The 14,594-nt window shown below is 35.0% G+C and carries 13 protein-coding genes; 12 read left to right on the top strand and 1 reads right to left on the bottom strand.

Features of this window, described 5'->3' with window-relative positions; genetic code table 11:
• The 12 genes from J0A69_RS19830 to J0A69_RS19775 all read left to right on the top strand — a co-directional run.
• Positions 1-1,782: T9SS type B sorting domain-containing protein (locus J0A69_RS19830; RefSeq protein WP_206588363.1), on the top strand; the 1,782-nt coding region annotated here is incomplete at its 5' end.
• Between the two features lie 4 nt (positions 1,783-1,786).
• Positions 1,787-2,758, top strand: coding sequence for a PorP/SprF family type IX secretion system membrane protein (locus tag J0A69_RS19825; protein WP_206588362.1), 972 nt, complete (start codon positions 1,787-1,789; stop codon positions 2,756-2,758).
• A gap of 745 nt (positions 2,759-3,503) precedes the next feature.
• Entirely contained in the window at positions 3,504-3,830 is a 327-nt protein-coding gene (locus tag J0A69_RS19820; protein WP_206588361.1) for an Hpt domain-containing protein, read from the top strand.
• Positions 3,830-4,543 (top strand): LytR/AlgR family response regulator transcription factor, encoded by a 714-nt coding sequence (locus J0A69_RS19815; protein ID WP_206588360.1) that lies wholly within the window; start codon positions 3,830-3,832, stop codon positions 4,541-4,543. The genes J0A69_RS19820 and J0A69_RS19815 overlap by 1 nt, the downstream gene beginning before the upstream one ends.
• Positions 4,544-4,785: 242 nt before the next feature.
• Positions 4,786-5,424 carry a hypothetical protein gene (locus J0A69_RS19810; RefSeq protein ID WP_206588359.1) on the top strand — a complete coding sequence of 213 codons (639 nt, stop codon included), beginning with the start codon at positions 4,786-4,788 and terminating at the stop codon, positions 5,422-5,424.
• Positions 5,425-5,677: 253 nt separating this feature from the next.
• Entirely contained in the window at positions 5,678-7,324 is a 1,647-nt protein-coding gene (locus tag J0A69_RS19805; protein ID WP_206588358.1) for a sensor histidine kinase, read from the top strand.
• A 27-nt stretch (positions 7,325-7,351) separates the two neighbouring features.
• On the top strand, positions 7,352-7,741 hold the full coding sequence (locus J0A69_RS19800) for a response regulator (RefSeq protein WP_206588357.1): 390 nt from the start codon (positions 7,352-7,354) through the stop codon (positions 7,739-7,741).
• Positions 7,742-8,252: 511 nt separating this feature from the next.
• Positions 8,253-9,038, top strand: coding sequence for a hypothetical protein (locus J0A69_RS19795; protein WP_206588356.1), 786 nt, complete (start codon positions 8,253-8,255; stop codon positions 9,036-9,038).
• Positions 9,039-9,077: 39 nt separating this feature from the next.
• Positions 9,078-11,861 carry a TonB-dependent receptor gene (locus J0A69_RS19790; protein ID WP_206588355.1) on the top strand — a complete coding sequence of 928 codons (2,784 nt, stop codon included), beginning with the start codon at positions 9,078-9,080 and terminating at the stop codon, positions 11,859-11,861.
• Position 11,862: 1 nt separating this feature from the next.
• Positions 11,863-12,438 (top strand): hypothetical protein, encoded by a 576-nt coding sequence (locus tag J0A69_RS19785; RefSeq protein ID WP_206588354.1) that lies wholly within the window; start codon positions 11,863-11,865, stop codon positions 12,436-12,438.
• Between the two features lie 16 nt (positions 12,439-12,454).
• A complete protein-coding gene (locus J0A69_RS19780) occupies positions 12,455-13,054 on the top strand; it encodes a hypothetical protein (protein WP_206588353.1) in 600 nt (199 codons plus the stop codon).
• A 9-nt stretch (positions 13,055-13,063) separates the two neighbouring features.
• The gene (locus J0A69_RS19775) at positions 13,064-13,357 is read left to right on the top strand and encodes a DNA-directed RNA polymerase subunit alpha C-terminal domain-containing protein (protein WP_206588352.1); all 294 of its coding nucleotides are present in this window, start codon (positions 13,064-13,066) and stop codon (positions 13,355-13,357) included.
• Positions 13,358-13,537: 180 nt separating this feature from the next.
• Here J0A69_RS19775 and J0A69_RS19770 read toward each other — a convergent pair whose 3' ends face one another.
• A complete protein-coding gene (locus J0A69_RS19770; RefSeq protein ID WP_206588351.1) occupies positions 13,538-14,587 on the bottom strand; it encodes a sensor histidine kinase in 1,050 nt (349 codons plus the stop codon).
• Positions 14,588-14,594 lie beyond the last annotated feature (7 nt).

Genomic DNA, 14,594 nt, shown 5'->3' with positions numbered 1-14,594 from the left:
CCGATCACTCCGGGCAGTGGAGATATCGTAGAAATCACCCCTGATCTAAGCGGCGTACCAGCTGGAGTAACGGTGAGCATTGCCTTGGACGGCACGGTAAGTATTGATGTTCCAGCGGGATACACAGATCCGACAAGTTTTACCATCTCTTATGAAGTAACGGATGAAAATGGCTTGAGTGATTCAGGGATCATTACAGTAAGTGTGAACGTGAATGGAGCTCCTACAGCGAGTGACGTAAGTTTCGCAGTTACCCCAGGTACTCCTTTCGTAGGCACATTGCCAATCACTCCAGGCAGTGGAGATATCGTAGAAATCACCCCTGATCTAAGCGGCGTACCAGCCGGAGTAACGGTGACGATAGACTTGGACGGCACGGTAAGTATTGATGTTCCAGCGGGATACACAGGTCCGACAAGTTTTACCATCCCTTATGAAGTAACGGATGAAAATGGCTTGAGTGATTCAGGGATCATTACAGTAAGCGTGAACCAAAGCTCAACTGTAGATGACGTGAGTTTCACGGTAACACCGGGCACTCCTTTCGTAGGCACATTGCCGATCACTCCGGGCAGTGGAGATATCGTAGAAATCACCCCTGATCTCAGTGGAGTTCCGGCCGGAGTGACGGTAACGATAGACTTGGACGGAACGGTAAACATCTCCGTTCCTGTAGACTACAGCGGTCCGACAAGTTTTGCCATCCCTTATGAAGTGACTGATGAGAACGGCTTGAGTGATTCAGGAATCATTACCGTGACGGTGAATACAGTGTCTGGAGAAAAGGAAACTATAATTTCTGTAACTAAGTGGTCTGACACAAGAACGGTGGAGATCGGAGGAATGATCGATTATATTATAAGGATTAAGAATTTGGGAGATACTATTGCTTATAATCTAATAGTTGTCGATTCTCTCCCAGAAGGCACTATGGCTGTAGATGCAAACCTTGATGGGGAGATATTGGATTTAAAGGTGATTTGGGAAATCGATTCCTTGACAGTGGGAGATTCACTAGATATAAAGTTGAAGTTGATCGTTTTATCCGAAAAGGGCCCAATAATTAATTCGGTTTACGTCTTTGGAAGTAACCTCAAGCAAGAATTAAGCTTTGAATCCGAAGAAGTAGTGATACTCGCTCCATTGAGTCCAGTTGATCTTCAAATTTCTAAGGATGTTTCTTCTTCAATTGTGAGACTAGGTGATGAGTTTGAATACAAAATAACTGTTAGAAACAACTCAGATTTTGATGCATTCGAAGTAATAGTAAGGGATACCTTACCAGACGGTGTAACATTCATCAGGATGAGTCAGGGACAAGGGGCTATCAGCTATGAAGAGTCTAATCGTTTACTTTCTTGGGCAGTAGATTCTATGAAGCCAAATAGTATGGAGTCGTTCTCCTTACTTTTCAGAGCAGACAAAGAGGGTGAAATAACCAACACTGCTTATGTGGAATCTTCTAACCCTGAAGTTGATATGAGCAACAACTCTAGCAGTGCTCGCCATAGTCAATTGGAATTTGAAGTGCCAAATGTATTTACTCCGAATGGTGACGGAATCAATGATTTCTGGATTATAGAAGGCTTGAATGAAATATTCCCTACAAACCAACTACTAATTGTCAACAGATGGGGAGTGGAAGTATTTAAGGCTACTAATTATCAAAATAATTGGAATGGTTCCAACCTGAATGGAGGCACTTATTTCTATCAATTGAAAATAAGAGACTTCGAAGGAACAGAAAAAACACTGACAGGATATGTAACTATTATTAAATAAAGCGATGAAAATTTTAAAGATATTATTCCTAAATGTAATGTTGTTTTGTTTGACAATTTTCAATGTCAATTCTCAACAGAAGCTTCAGTTCAGTCAATACATTTTCAATCCTGTTTTTATAAACCCTGCCTATACAGGATATAAACAGCAGCTTTATTTGCAGTCCTATTACAGAAAGCAGTGGACGGGTGTGACAGGAAGCCCGGAAACCTTTGGGGTGTCAGGGGATAAATATATCGAAGATGCTCAGTTGGGTGTCGGAGGTTATTTTCTTACTGATAAGTTGGGTGCACAAAAAACAGTAAGTGCTTATGGAAATATTTCATACCATCTTCGGCTGAGTAATACAAGATTCCTAAGTTTTGGTGTAGGTGCAGGTATCGTTAATTCTCAACTAGATGGCTCCATGTTGAATCCTAATATCGATAACGATCCATCGATTCCATTTTCAAAAGATAGAATTACTTATCCAGATTTAAAGTTGGGGATGTTCCTATATGACGAACGTTATTTCGTAGGTATAGCTGCTGACCAAATGCTTTCTTCCGTAGTTGATTTTGATAAAGGAGATATAATGATTGACACAAGTCCTCATGTTTACTTGTCTGCAGGGTATCATTTTGATCTCAACTATAATTTTTCCTTAGTTCCTTCCATCATGTACATGGATGATTTCAAGGCACCTGCTAGAATGGATGTTAATGCCTCTTTGATTCTGAATGATACCTTTTGGTTTGGTGCGGGATTCCGGTTTGGTGTTGATATGCCAAATAGGGATATCCAAGAAGGTCTGAAGAAATCGACAGCACTTCTTGGAATGGTTCAGATTCAACTTCAAGAAGGTCTGCGCTTGGGCTATGCCTATGATCATACAATTTCTAGATTTTCAGTAAAGAATTTTACTACTCATGATATTTCTATAGCTTTCTTGTTTCCGCCTAAGCGTATGCAATTGATTTCTCCAAGATTCTTTTAAAAATTAAATAGTTGATAAAAAGAATAGTTTTCGTTGCAGACTTTCCGTTATTTTGCTTTCTGAGCTGTAAGCCTTTGGTTTATAAGAATTATTTAGAGTGGGTAAATCTGAGTCAAAATCTTAATTTCTCTTCAGGAGTTTAGAAGTTTTTGAAAAGTTTGAATGAATCAAACGAGCCTGAAACACAGAGGAGGTTAACTTAGGAATATTCTAAAATAGGATATTTAGAAGAGGCTGAATAGTGGTAAACCAAGTTAGAAAGGGATGAGTAACTATTGGTTGAGGATCTAAAGCCATATGTAGAATCGCTGATTGCAAATTCGAAATTTTCAGAAGCTACAGCAAGGCTTACTAGATAGGATTCAGTTCGGTCTAACACCAAATTGGAAAACAGGGTTAGAGAGCAAATCTTTCTTTAATAAGTTTTCTGAATAAGCTATTTATCCTAGTTCTGATGTAAATTCTTCAGCTTGAGGAAGGAAGACTAGAATTCCTTCCTTAAGCCTTTAGTGTTGCATTTAATTGTTTTGAATCAGGGATTTGATTTTGGATTTATCGACTTTTTGCCTTATTTACTATTATAAGAATTTTCTATTGCCCGATGGATATACTGGTGAATTGACCTATTCATTGACAGGATTTTAAGATGTATCGTTCATAAATTCAATTAGTTAAAACAATTTCTTGTAAATGAATTATAATTACACAACAATAAAATATTTATTCGTACTAAAAAAATCTTAATATGAGGCCTAACTTACAGTATATTAAACAGTTAGCTAATGGGAGTGAGGCATTTGAGAATAAGGTACTTGAAGTGGTTAAGCGAGAGCTCCGTTTAGAAATTAGTAGTTTTCGTGAATCATTGAATAAAGGAGATATCGAAAATGCTGTCTTATTTGTGCATAAAATCAAGCATAAGGTAAGTCTGTTGGGAATGGAAGAGGGGTATGCACTTACAGCCAAATTTGAAGATGAGTTAAGGGAAGGCAGTGATGCATTATTAGGTAACTTTGAAAGTTTATTGAGAATTATGACAATGTTTTTGGACAGCATAAATACTGAGAAATAATGACATGTATAATTATAGATGATGAAGAAACTTCCAGAATAATTCTGGATCAATTATGTTCAGAAATAAATGACCTTGATCTGATCGATACATTTGAAAATGCAATCGAGGCAATTAAATTCCTTAATAAAAACGATGTTGACCTGATTTTACTTGATATCCATATGCCTGGATTTTCTGGATTTGATTTCATACAAACTTTAAAGAACCCTCCAAAGATTGTTCTAACCACATCAGATAAGGATTTTGCAATACAGGCCTTTGAGTATGAAAGCGTTATGGATTACTTGGTGAAGCCAATTACTAGAGAAAGGTTTTCAAAAGCTCTCAAGAAGGTTGAGACTTTCATAAGTCAAAAACAAATTGATTCTCACGTGCATCTGTTGACTACTACTACTACTACCAAGAATTTATTTATCAATATAGATAGGACACTTATTAAAATAGATACTGATACTATTAATCTAATTGAGTCAGAAGGAGATTATATCAAAATAAAAACGAGTGACAAGATTTACAAGGTTCATTCTACCTTAAAGAAAATAAGTGAAAAGCTTCCAGCTGAACCTTTCTTTCAAGTTCATAGATCCTATATTGTTAACTTAAGCAAAATAATTGATATACAGGATAATACTATTTTAATTGAGAAAAATGTAGTGCCAATTAGCAAGTCTAAACGTAGTGAATTAATGAGGAAGCTGAATCTACTTTAATTAAAGCTTTCCTTTTAATTAGGTGTCTTTTTTGGTAAGGACACCTTTTTTTTTACAAATATTTTGGATTTGAAATCCTAAAGTTCATAGCACACCATAATTATTTAAAGTCGGAATTATTCCATTCATCGAAGCTTTATTACTGTTGATCTTCAACTCATTAATTGTAATGCTTCGGTCTTGTATGTTTAATTAAAATTTTAAACTATAAAAAACCATTTGAAATTTAAACAACAATAATTATGAAAAAGACAAATCTTTTGTTCGCGGCAGTCTTGACCGTGTTTGCCCAAGCAGCTTTCGCTCAAGACAACAATGATACTAACATAGCTTCTCATCAGCTAGATGTAAATGTCCCGGAAGTTGCACTTTTGGATATTTTCGATGCAAACACTGGTTTTGAAGCAGGAGCCATTATGATGGATATGACTAATGTTACTTTGGCAGGTGTGAATGGAGAAGCAGGTTTATATGCTTTTCAGGATATTAGTTACGGAAATCTTTTCTTGAATTACACCAGTGTAACAGGTATACTGGGCTCTGGTTTTGATGTTACTAGACAAATTGATGTGATGTTTGAACCAGGAAGTACATTTCCATCGAATCTTGATTTAAGAATTACTCCGGAAGTTCCTCTAATTATAGCTAATGGTGGTACAGCTGATTCTGCTGGATCGATCACGCCTGGTGGTGTGGCTCTTGGAGCAACAACAGCTATTGGTACTAATGCACTTTTGGTAAATAGTATAGAAAGTGTTTATACAGGAGATCAAAACTATGGAGTCAAGTTAACCTATACTTTGGAGCAAAACGGTAACTTCGCAGGTTATAAAGCTGGTGTTTACAATGCTACTATCAGATATACCTTGTCGGATATTTAAGAGGCTGGATTAAAGATGTATGAGAGACCCTGATTTTATTTTAAATCAGGGTCTTTTTTATTTTTAACATCAAACCCTTAGAGAAAAGTAAAGATTGGATATGCTCAGTTTTTACTGGTAAAGAATTGAACATATAGTGATAATAGCCATTTATTTGCTATTCATCGAATGAAAACTGACAGCGGCCGATAGAAGGCCTTTTTTTTAGTCATATCTAAGCAAATTTGAAGCATAAAATTTATACCACCATTCTATGAAACAGTTATATCATTTTGGATCCCAAAGAGAAGATGATGAATCAACAAAAGATCATGATTTTTATATGATTGGTGCAGGATTGAATTCATTTGATAGAACAGCTTATCAACATCGTAAACTAATAAAGACCCCAGAAAGACCAAATAGGGAAGAAATTGTGGCTATGAAGGAGTCTGAAAGAATGGCTGCTTTACAAAACATGGCACAAACAGGTTCCTGGGAATTAGCCTATGATTTAGATGGTGAATACATTGATGATTCCTTGCAATGGTCAAATCAAGTTTATAGGATCTATGGTTACGAGCCTAATGAAATAAAGCCAAGTTCCAAAGTTTTCTTTAAACTAGTACATCCTGAGGACTTGGATGAAGTAGTTGGTGCGATGGCAGAAAGTTTAGTTTTGAAAAAATCTTTTAGCCTTGGGCATCGAATAATAAGTAAATCAGGAGCGGTTAAATATGTGCAGCAAAGAGGTGAATTTATTTTTGATAAGGGAAAAGTAATTAGCCTGATAGGAATTACTCAAGATCTCACAGAGAAGAAAATACAATTATTAGAATTACAAAGTTCGCAATCAAAGCTTAAGAATATTCTTGAAAATTCAGAGACGGCCTATATACTAATTAGTGAAGAATGTAAAATCATTAGTTTTAATCAGAGAGCAGATCAATTTTCCCGGTTACTATTTGATTTGGAATTGTCTTATGACTCTCTTCTTTATGAAATGATAGGCTCTTTCGGTAAGAAAAACACGAAGGTTGCACTTGAGTGGGTTTTGAATACTAAAAATTCTATAAAGCATGAGGTCAAATTTGATTTAAAAAACTGTGAAGAGATCTGGATGAAAATAAAAGTTTCTCCAGTTTTTAACAAAAACGAGGAGATTTTGGGGCTTACCATTGCCATTGATGATGTCACTGTTGAGAAGCAATGGATGATTGAAAAGGAAGCAATGAACAGGCGTTTGCTTCAGCGAAATAAATCTCTCGAACAATTTGCTTATATAATTTCCCACAACCTGAGAGCACCTTTAGCTAATATTCTAGGTCTTTCGCAACTCATATCCGAATTAAGCCCACAAGACGAAATCTTCAAGTCTACACTTGATGGTCTACAGCAATCATCCTGTAATCTGGATCAGGTGGTATCCGATCTGAATACCATTTTAAAGATGAGGGACAATAATGAGGGTGAAACTGTAATTGATCTTAGGCAGATTGTGGAAGAAGCCTTTAGAAGCTTTAATCTTTCGAGCACTCAGACTTCTATAGAAATAGAATTACAGTTCGATCAAGCCCAGAAAGTTAGAGGTATTAAAGCCTATCTTTTGAGCATATTCATAAATCTTATAGGGAATAGCATTAAATATTCCCGTACTGGAGTATCTCCAAAAATATCAATCAAATCTTCCATTAATAAAGGAAGCGTGTTTCTCGAATTTCAAGATAATGGTATTGGAATCGATCTAAAACAGCACGGAGAGAATGTATTCAAGTTATATAAGCGCTTTCATACCCATGTTGAAGGACGTGGTATGGGATTGTATATGGTCTACTCTCAGGTATTAGCACTTGGCGGAGAAATAAAGGTGGATAGTATAGTTGATGAAGGAACTTGCTTTACCATACAATTGCCTGAATAAAAGGATTGAAAAAAAAATATTTTAAAGATGAAAAATGATATTATGTTCATAACAGTAGATGATGATCCAGTAAATAACTTATTGTCCAAATTGGTTATTAAGAAAGCTTTCCCGGAGGCAATTGTTCATAGCTTTTTAAATGCGGAACTAGCTCTACAGTTTATTGAATATGAAATATTGAATTGCGAAGAAATTACACTTTTCTTGGATATCAATATGCCGGAAATTGATGGTTGGGGGTTTTTATGTCGATTTGATAAGTTAAATCCTGAAATAACTTCGAAAATAAATATATATATGCTTTCCTCATCATTGGATGAAAATGATGTGATCCGGGCAAAATCATATTCAAGTGTTTTAGATTACATAGTAAAGCCGCTTAGTTTGGAGAAAATGGAAAGTGTATCTTTAAGGTAGGAGTGTTCTAAAGTAAATTTTAAAAGTGATGTTATGTTTTTTTTTTAATTTATGTGATTGATTTAGAGTAGAATGGTGGAATTTCTAATCGCGCATAATTACTAAATTGTTTGTTGGAATAAGATGATAATTTGAAGGGGTTTTTATGTTGTTTTATATAATGAATTTTTTTTAATCTCATTTAATATGCATTTTAAAATGCTTTATTTTTCTATTCTCAGTTAGTTTTATTTTTAGGTTTAACAAATACTGTTGTGGCTTCGGTTGTTATTGCTCTGTTTAAGCAGCAAAGAAATTCATTGACTTCTAATGTTATTACTATAGATTCAATATTGAAATTTGAATCTTCTAATAAGATGTATTTTTTTAATCTATGTCTTTCATATTTTTTTTAAAAGAAACATTTTTTCTATTCATCGTAATAAGTATGCATTTCGACGATTCTTAAAGAAAAATAGGTCGATAATTTTCCACATTTGAAATATATCAATTGAAATAAACTCGAATCAAAATGAAAAGAATAGCCCTAACATTTATGTTGTTTGTCTTTTTAGTCTGCAATGTTTTAGCATCGGTAACTATCATCAATGGCCTAACTCATATTTACAATGGTATTTCTGGTGATGTAATTGAAGGTGAGATTATATTAATAAATGGTTCTGACGTTGAGCAGCGAGTGAAATTTGTGATTAACGAAGCAATATTATCATGTGAAAAGTCAAGATTTTTTACAGAAAAAGATCCGCATCCACAATCTTCAAGCGATTGGGTTGATAATGCAGTAAACGAAAGGGTGCTTATGCCAAATGAGAGGTATGTACATAAATTTAAAATTAAAATCCCTGTGGATACTAGTCTCAAAGGATCTTTCTGGAGTGTGATAATGGTAAGTGTAGAAAACCCAATTAAAGAAGAAGTTATCAATAGTAGTATTGGACTAAATACAAAGATACAGTATGCGGTAGCACTATTGACTAACGTAAATGGGTTCAATGAGTCAAATCTTGACTTTGAAAATGTCCAGTTTGATGAACAATCGGAGGCGAAGGTTTTGGGCGTAAAAATTAGAAATCAAGGTTCCTTCATAGAGGGAGTTAAGCTCACTTTGGAGGTTTATGATGTATTAGGGCAGAAAGTAAAAGTTCTGGATACTGACAGAAATCTTGTGTTCCCAGGAGTATGCAGAGATTTTAAGATAGATATTTCAGATCTGCCCAAAGGCAATTACCAGTGTTTGTTGGTTGCTGAAACCAGAAATGAGTTTGTAGGTGCTAACATAAACCTATTTCAAAAATAATTTCAAATATTCAAAGAGAAATTAATAAAAAAAGGCACCATGTTTAATGACTATACATTTATAAGAGAGACAAAGGTCATGGTATCCTATTGTCTCGTTATTTTTTCCAGGTTGATTATAAAGATAATTTTATATGTGCCATTTCTTACACTTTTTTTAGTTTCAGAAGATGCTTTTACTCAGGAAAGTCCAATAGTTAGCATTAAACAAATCGAGACTACTTTCACTCCAGGAGTAAGACATTCTGTTGTTTTTGAAGTTAATAATGTAAGTAATACAGAGTTGCTTTTAACACCCTCATTTAGTTTACCCGAGTCTTGGACTTTAATTACTGCTGGTAGTCAATTTAGCTTGAAAGCTAGGGAAAAGGAGTTGATTTTAGTGACTTTTTTTATTCCTGTAAATGAAAATCCTGGTCACCATGTGGGGCGATTTCGATTAAAAAATATAACCAATGGAATGGAATCTGCTATTCCAATAGAATTTTTCATAGAGGATTTTCATAATATTCAACTAAGAACCATATCTGCCCCACTCAATATTCAGGCGGGAGAAACTATAGAGACAATTTTTGAAATTCGTAACGAAGGCAATGTACCTGAACGTCTTAGTGTGAAATCTTCTAATGAATTAAAAGATAAAGCTTTCTATATAATCCCCCCTGACTCTGCAGTATTGGTTAGGGTAAATGAAAAGTCACGCGCTCAAGCGAATAGTGTCCAGTTAATTAACTGTGAGCTAGTAGTAACTAGTGAAGCTTCAGGAAAGACCATAAAGTCCTTTAGCACTACCCGAGTTTTTCCCTCAAAACTACCCAAGAGTGATGCTTATTTTAGGTTTCCTGTGGAAGCAAGCGTTTATCAAAATATTTACGGGAATGGTTTTTCAAATCAAAATTCCAGATTTTTTGAGCTAAGTGGTGCAGGGTTTTTAGATCTTAAGAAACAGCATCGTTTAGATTTCATTATAAGGGCTCCGAACCAAAGCAATCTTACTAGATTTGGCGTCAATGACCAATACAGTTTGGTATATAGAAATGCTGACCGTACCAAAGTATATTTTGGTGATCATGTATTTAACATTAGTAGATTAGGCTTTATAGGTCGATATGGATTTGGTGCTCGTTTAGATCAACGAGTTGGTAGATTTGAATTTAGTGGATTCTTTACTAAGCCCCGTCTATCCTCTTACTCAAAAGAGCCAATTTATGGTGTAAAGGCTCAGTATTTTCTTTCAAGTCGACTGACCTTAGGATTGTCATCTACTGGGTCCAAAGAAATTTCGCAGTATTATAGTTACTCGGCTGTTAAGAGCGCTGGTAAAGCGGGGCAAATAGTATCTTTTTCTACAACTTATAAGGATGAGAAAACACAAGCGCAGCTTGAAGTTGCCTCAAGTATCAGTACTAGTACAATAGATTTCGCTGGTGATTTAAATGTTTCGCGTTCTTTTGGGAATTTTTCTTACCGCGGTGGAGTAACCATGGCCGGGGAGGAGTTTTTTGGAAGTCTGAGTAATAGTTTGCAATACTCTAACGGTTTGAGCTATAACCTGAAAAAGTGGTATTTCAGCATTGGCCAAGGTTACTCAAAGGTGCATGAGCGTATTGATACTACGATGCAGGCTGTTCTTCCATATTTTGAGAATTATTATGGAAGTATTGGACATAATATAAATGAATCAAATTATTTCAATATAAGGGCGGATTTTCGCTCTAGAGAAGATAAGGGAGAACGGGCTATTTTTAATTATGATGAGCGAGGAATAGATTATCGCTATAAGTTTTTCAAAGGTAGATTCACTTTAAATTTCAATGGACGAGTATCTCAAACAAGAAATTTGCTAAGTGATGACCGTCAATATAGGAATACTTCAAGTGAATTTTTAAATGTTAATTACAGATTGTCTAGTTGGCTTACTATAAGGGGTAATTTCAATCATAACAAGACGAATAGGTATAATATAACAAATGTGTTAAGTCATTATTATCTGTATGGAGGTGGCTTTAATGCCAATATTAATCAAATACTTAGAGTTGGAGCTAATTACAATAGTGGGTTTAGTCCTGAAGAAGCTTATAATAAAAGAGACTTTGTTAATGCCAATGCCATGATAAGAATTGGTCAAAACCATCAGTTTGAGGCTAGGTTGAATTATTATATGATTCCTAATCAGACTAGTAATAAGGAAATGTTTGCCTTTTTAAAATATACCTTCAAGTTTGGTGCACCCCTTAAAAAAGTACTAAAACAAGGAAGCGTAAGAGGTATTGTCACTTCTAATGATCCAAGCATTGAGCTCAAGGGGATTCAGGTGATTGCTTCAGGTCGTACGGTAAGAACAGATTCACAAGGTAGGTTTGAATTCAATAATCTTCTAACAGGTAATGGATACATTTTGGTAGATGAATCGACTCTACCTAGTGATGGGGTTTTGGTTTCCAGTCTTCCATATGAAGTAAAAATTCAGGAAGGTCAAAAAACAGAAATTGTGCTAGAAGTGACCAGAGGAGTGAATTTGGCAGGAAAGCTACAAGTAGTTACGGATGATTCGTTGGATTTGAGTGCCTATCTAAAACTAGAAAGTGACGCACGAACTTATTTTATAGAGTCTGATAAAACTGGTTCTTTTGACTTTAAAAAAATTATACCCGGAAAATACAATCTCTCAATAATAAGAATGAAAAGTAAATTGGATCTGGAGCCTGAAGTTGAAAACATTGCTGTTGATACGACAATAGATAATGGATTGGTTGTATTTAATCTGAAAACAAAGGAGCGAAAGATTATAATTAAGAGCAAGGATTTTGAAATCGGTAATTAAAATGAAAAAAATAAAATTAGTATTAGTTGGAATGTTTGCTGTTTTAACCACAGTGAGAGCACAAGATGTTTTGGATGTCTCGGGTATTAACCTTTTACTTTTCGGAGGAGATCAAAAATCTATTTCATTAACAGTTGATATTCAACCTCTGGCCATTGTCGATTTTGAGCCTGAAGGACAGCTTATTTCAGGGTCAGGTGAAACGACAGTGGAAGCAGGAATGCCTGCAACAACTCTTGGAGGGGGGCTTCCTGATAATTTATGGCTGAATTTTACACATAGAGCTATCAATTACCAGCCTGCAAGAATTTATGTATCGGCAAATATGCCTTTGCCTGATAACATAATTGTACGTGCCGAAATTATTGAAACTGGAATAGGAGGTGATTTTACTGCTAACCCCAGAGTAGGGCATGTAGATCTTAGCCAATCTGAGCAGATTATAGTCTATGATTTTGGGAATGGGTACACCGGCGATGGATTAGGCAATGGTTATAGAATCAACTATACAGTATTGAACCCCAATAATGAGCCATTTCCAACAGGCTATCAAAGCATCTATAGAATAGGTAATTAAATAAATGTATTCGGTAATGAAAATATATGTATTTACCCTTCTCTTGGTACTACTTGCAACAATTTCCCGTGCGCAGATACTTCCAGGTACTCTTAATGTTACAGGCGCATCAAATATTACTCAGTCAATAAATGACCTTATTCAGGAAGCAGGAGTTGATGATAATGAATCAAGTTTTGAATCTAATTTTGATGCTAATATAGTCTCTTTTATTCTGGACCCACTTTTGAACCCACTTACTTTAGATATTACAGATTCTGAACAGGCTTGTACTCTTAATATATTCAGGTATAGTGTTTATATGCACACATTAAACGCTCCACAAAACCTGATAATTGAAGCAAAAACTAGTCTCAATAGCGGTGTTAGATACCCATTTTCGATTCCATATGACAATACTGTCGATCCTATCCTAGGACCAAGGGATTTATATACCCAGAATGGTGGTCAATACATTCCGATACCCAATGATCCTTCAGTGGCTATAAAAGTCTTTGAGTTTATTGGGTGTCGTACAGATATACCCATTCAATTTAGGGCGAAGGCTAGTTCCTTGGCTATATCTGGTACAGGTAATTTTCAGGTAGTTTACACTATATTAGGAAGTTTGTTTTAATCTAGAGCTATGATAAGTAATGAAATCTTAAGAAAGCTAACCATAGAAGAATTAGCCGCTTTAAAAGAGCAGGTAGAAAAGATATTTGAGAAGAAAATGGGGGCTGTTAGCAATGAGGTTAGATATTCTGAGATCTCCGAACGCTGTAAAAAAGTACTTGAGGAAAATAATATTCAGACTTGGAACCAGCTAGCTAAAAATTTCACGAAGAACGAAATCCAACAGCTTCGTAATTGTAGCTCAAAGACTCTTTTGGAAATATTCAAAGCCTTAGACCAGCGAGGAATAAATTTAAAACCATAGGGATACGCTTACCACCATTATTGAGAGTATTTGAATTGATACTTTCTTTAGTTTAAGGTTTTATAGTCTCCAAACCGAAAATTCAATGCTTAAGTGTTTTTTTAGAGGCTTTTAGTATAAAGAGCTAACATGCATTCAATAGAACTGATTCATTGGATTACTTTAGAAAGAGGTATTTATTTAAGTATTAAAAAGTGTAAAATAGAAAGTAGTTCCAAAATTCACTTCAGATTCCACCCAAATATTACCACCATTGTTTTGGACAATTTTCTTCACTATTGAAAGCCCTATTCCAGAAGATTTAGGATTATTGCTCAGGCGTTGGAAGGTTTCAAAAATCTTAAAAAAGTATTTTTTTTCTATGCCTATTCCATTATCCTTCACATAGTATTCATGTCCCTTGTTAATTGTTCTTGCTCCTATTTCTATTTCACAGTTTGGCTTATCGTTATATTTAATAGCATTGTCAATCAGGTTTTGGAATAGCTGCTGCATCATGAACGAATTCCCTTGTATGATTGGCAAAGATTTATCGATCTTAATAGTGACATGATCAGGAATCCCCATGGCAGAAATTGTGTTGGAAACCAAGTCAGATAAATCTAATGTATGGATTTCCGTGCTTTTCTTTTCAATTGTAGAATGTATTAAAATGTCATCTATTAGATTGTCCATTTTTTCCAGATTTTCACTTACCAAATTGAGTGTTTTAATACCTTTCTCATCTATCAGGTTTTTATAATCTTGTTTGACCCAACTTACAAGTGTTTCAATATTTCTTAAAGGAGATTTTAGGTCATGGGAAACCACATGGGCGTAATCATTGAGTTCCTGATTTTGTTTTTCAAGATTTCTTAATAGTTTTTCCTGTTTTGTAAATGCATCTGAAGCTTCCAAAGAATAACTGAATTTCTCGACAATTGGTGATAACTGGTTGATTTCTAGCTGTGTAAAAGTGGATCGCTTTGAGCTGTAAAAAAAAAGTAGTCCCGATGCTTTTAGATTGAATACGCAGACAGTTCCTCCGTTCAAGATGAATGGAGAGATTTTTTGTATTTCCTGTCCAACAGGAAGTGAAAAATTATTCATTTTTTGATGCAAATTCTCAACTATAGATTCATCACAATTCATTACTTCCAATTGTCTTTTTTCCGGAATTGAATAGGTGATGGTACATTTGCCTTCAATCTTATTATAAATCCAACAAGAGTTCAAATCTTTCCTTGCCATTATCAGT

This window comes from Algoriphagus pacificus, from assembly GCF_017254845.1.
Taxonomy (GTDB): Bacteria; Bacteroidota; Bacteroidia; order Cytophagales; family Cyclobacteriaceae; genus Algoriphagus; species Algoriphagus pacificus.
This window is presented reverse-complemented; position numbering and strand designations above follow the sequence as displayed.

Excerpts from the sequence above, each read along its gene's own strand:
- J0A69_RS19795 (WP_206588356.1), top strand. The coding sequence starts at position 8,253 with ATGAAAAGAATAGCCCTAACATTTATGTTGTTTGTCTTTTTAGTCTGC.
- J0A69_RS19800 (WP_206588357.1), top strand. The coding sequence starts at position 7,352 with ATGAAAAATGATATTATGTTCATAACAGTAGATGATGATCCAGTAAAT.
- J0A69_RS19825 (WP_206588362.1), top strand. The coding sequence starts at position 1,787 with ATGAAAATTTTAAAGATATTATTCCTAAATGTAATGTTGTTTTGTTTG.
- J0A69_RS19815 (WP_206588360.1), top strand. The coding sequence starts at position 3,830 with ATGACATGTATAATTATAGATGATGAAGAAACTTCCAGAATAATTCTG.
- J0A69_RS19820 (WP_206588361.1), top strand. The coding sequence starts at position 3,504 with ATGAGGCCTAACTTACAGTATATTAAACAGTTAGCTAATGGGAGTGAG.
- J0A69_RS19775 (WP_206588352.1), top strand. The coding sequence starts at position 13,064 with ATGATAAGTAATGAAATCTTAAGAAAGCTAACCATAGAAGAATTAGCC.
- J0A69_RS19805 (WP_206588358.1), top strand. The coding sequence starts at position 5,678 with ATGAAACAGTTATATCATTTTGGATCCCAAAGAGAAGATGATGAATCA.
- J0A69_RS19780 (WP_206588353.1), top strand. The coding sequence starts at position 12,455 with ATGAAAATATATGTATTTACCCTTCTCTTGGTACTACTTGCAACAATT.
- J0A69_RS19810 (WP_206588359.1), top strand. The coding sequence starts at position 4,786 with ATGAAAAAGACAAATCTTTTGTTCGCGGCAGTCTTGACCGTGTTTGCC.
- J0A69_RS19770 (WP_206588351.1), bottom strand. The coding sequence starts at position 14,587 with ATGGCAAGGAAAGATTTGAACTCTTGTTGGATTTATAATAAGATTGAA.
- J0A69_RS19790 (WP_206588355.1), top strand. The coding sequence starts at position 9,078 with ATGTTTAATGACTATACATTTATAAGAGAGACAAAGGTCATGGTATCC.
- J0A69_RS19785 (WP_206588354.1), top strand. The coding sequence starts at position 11,863 with ATGAAAAAAATAAAATTAGTATTAGTTGGAATGTTTGCTGTTTTAACC.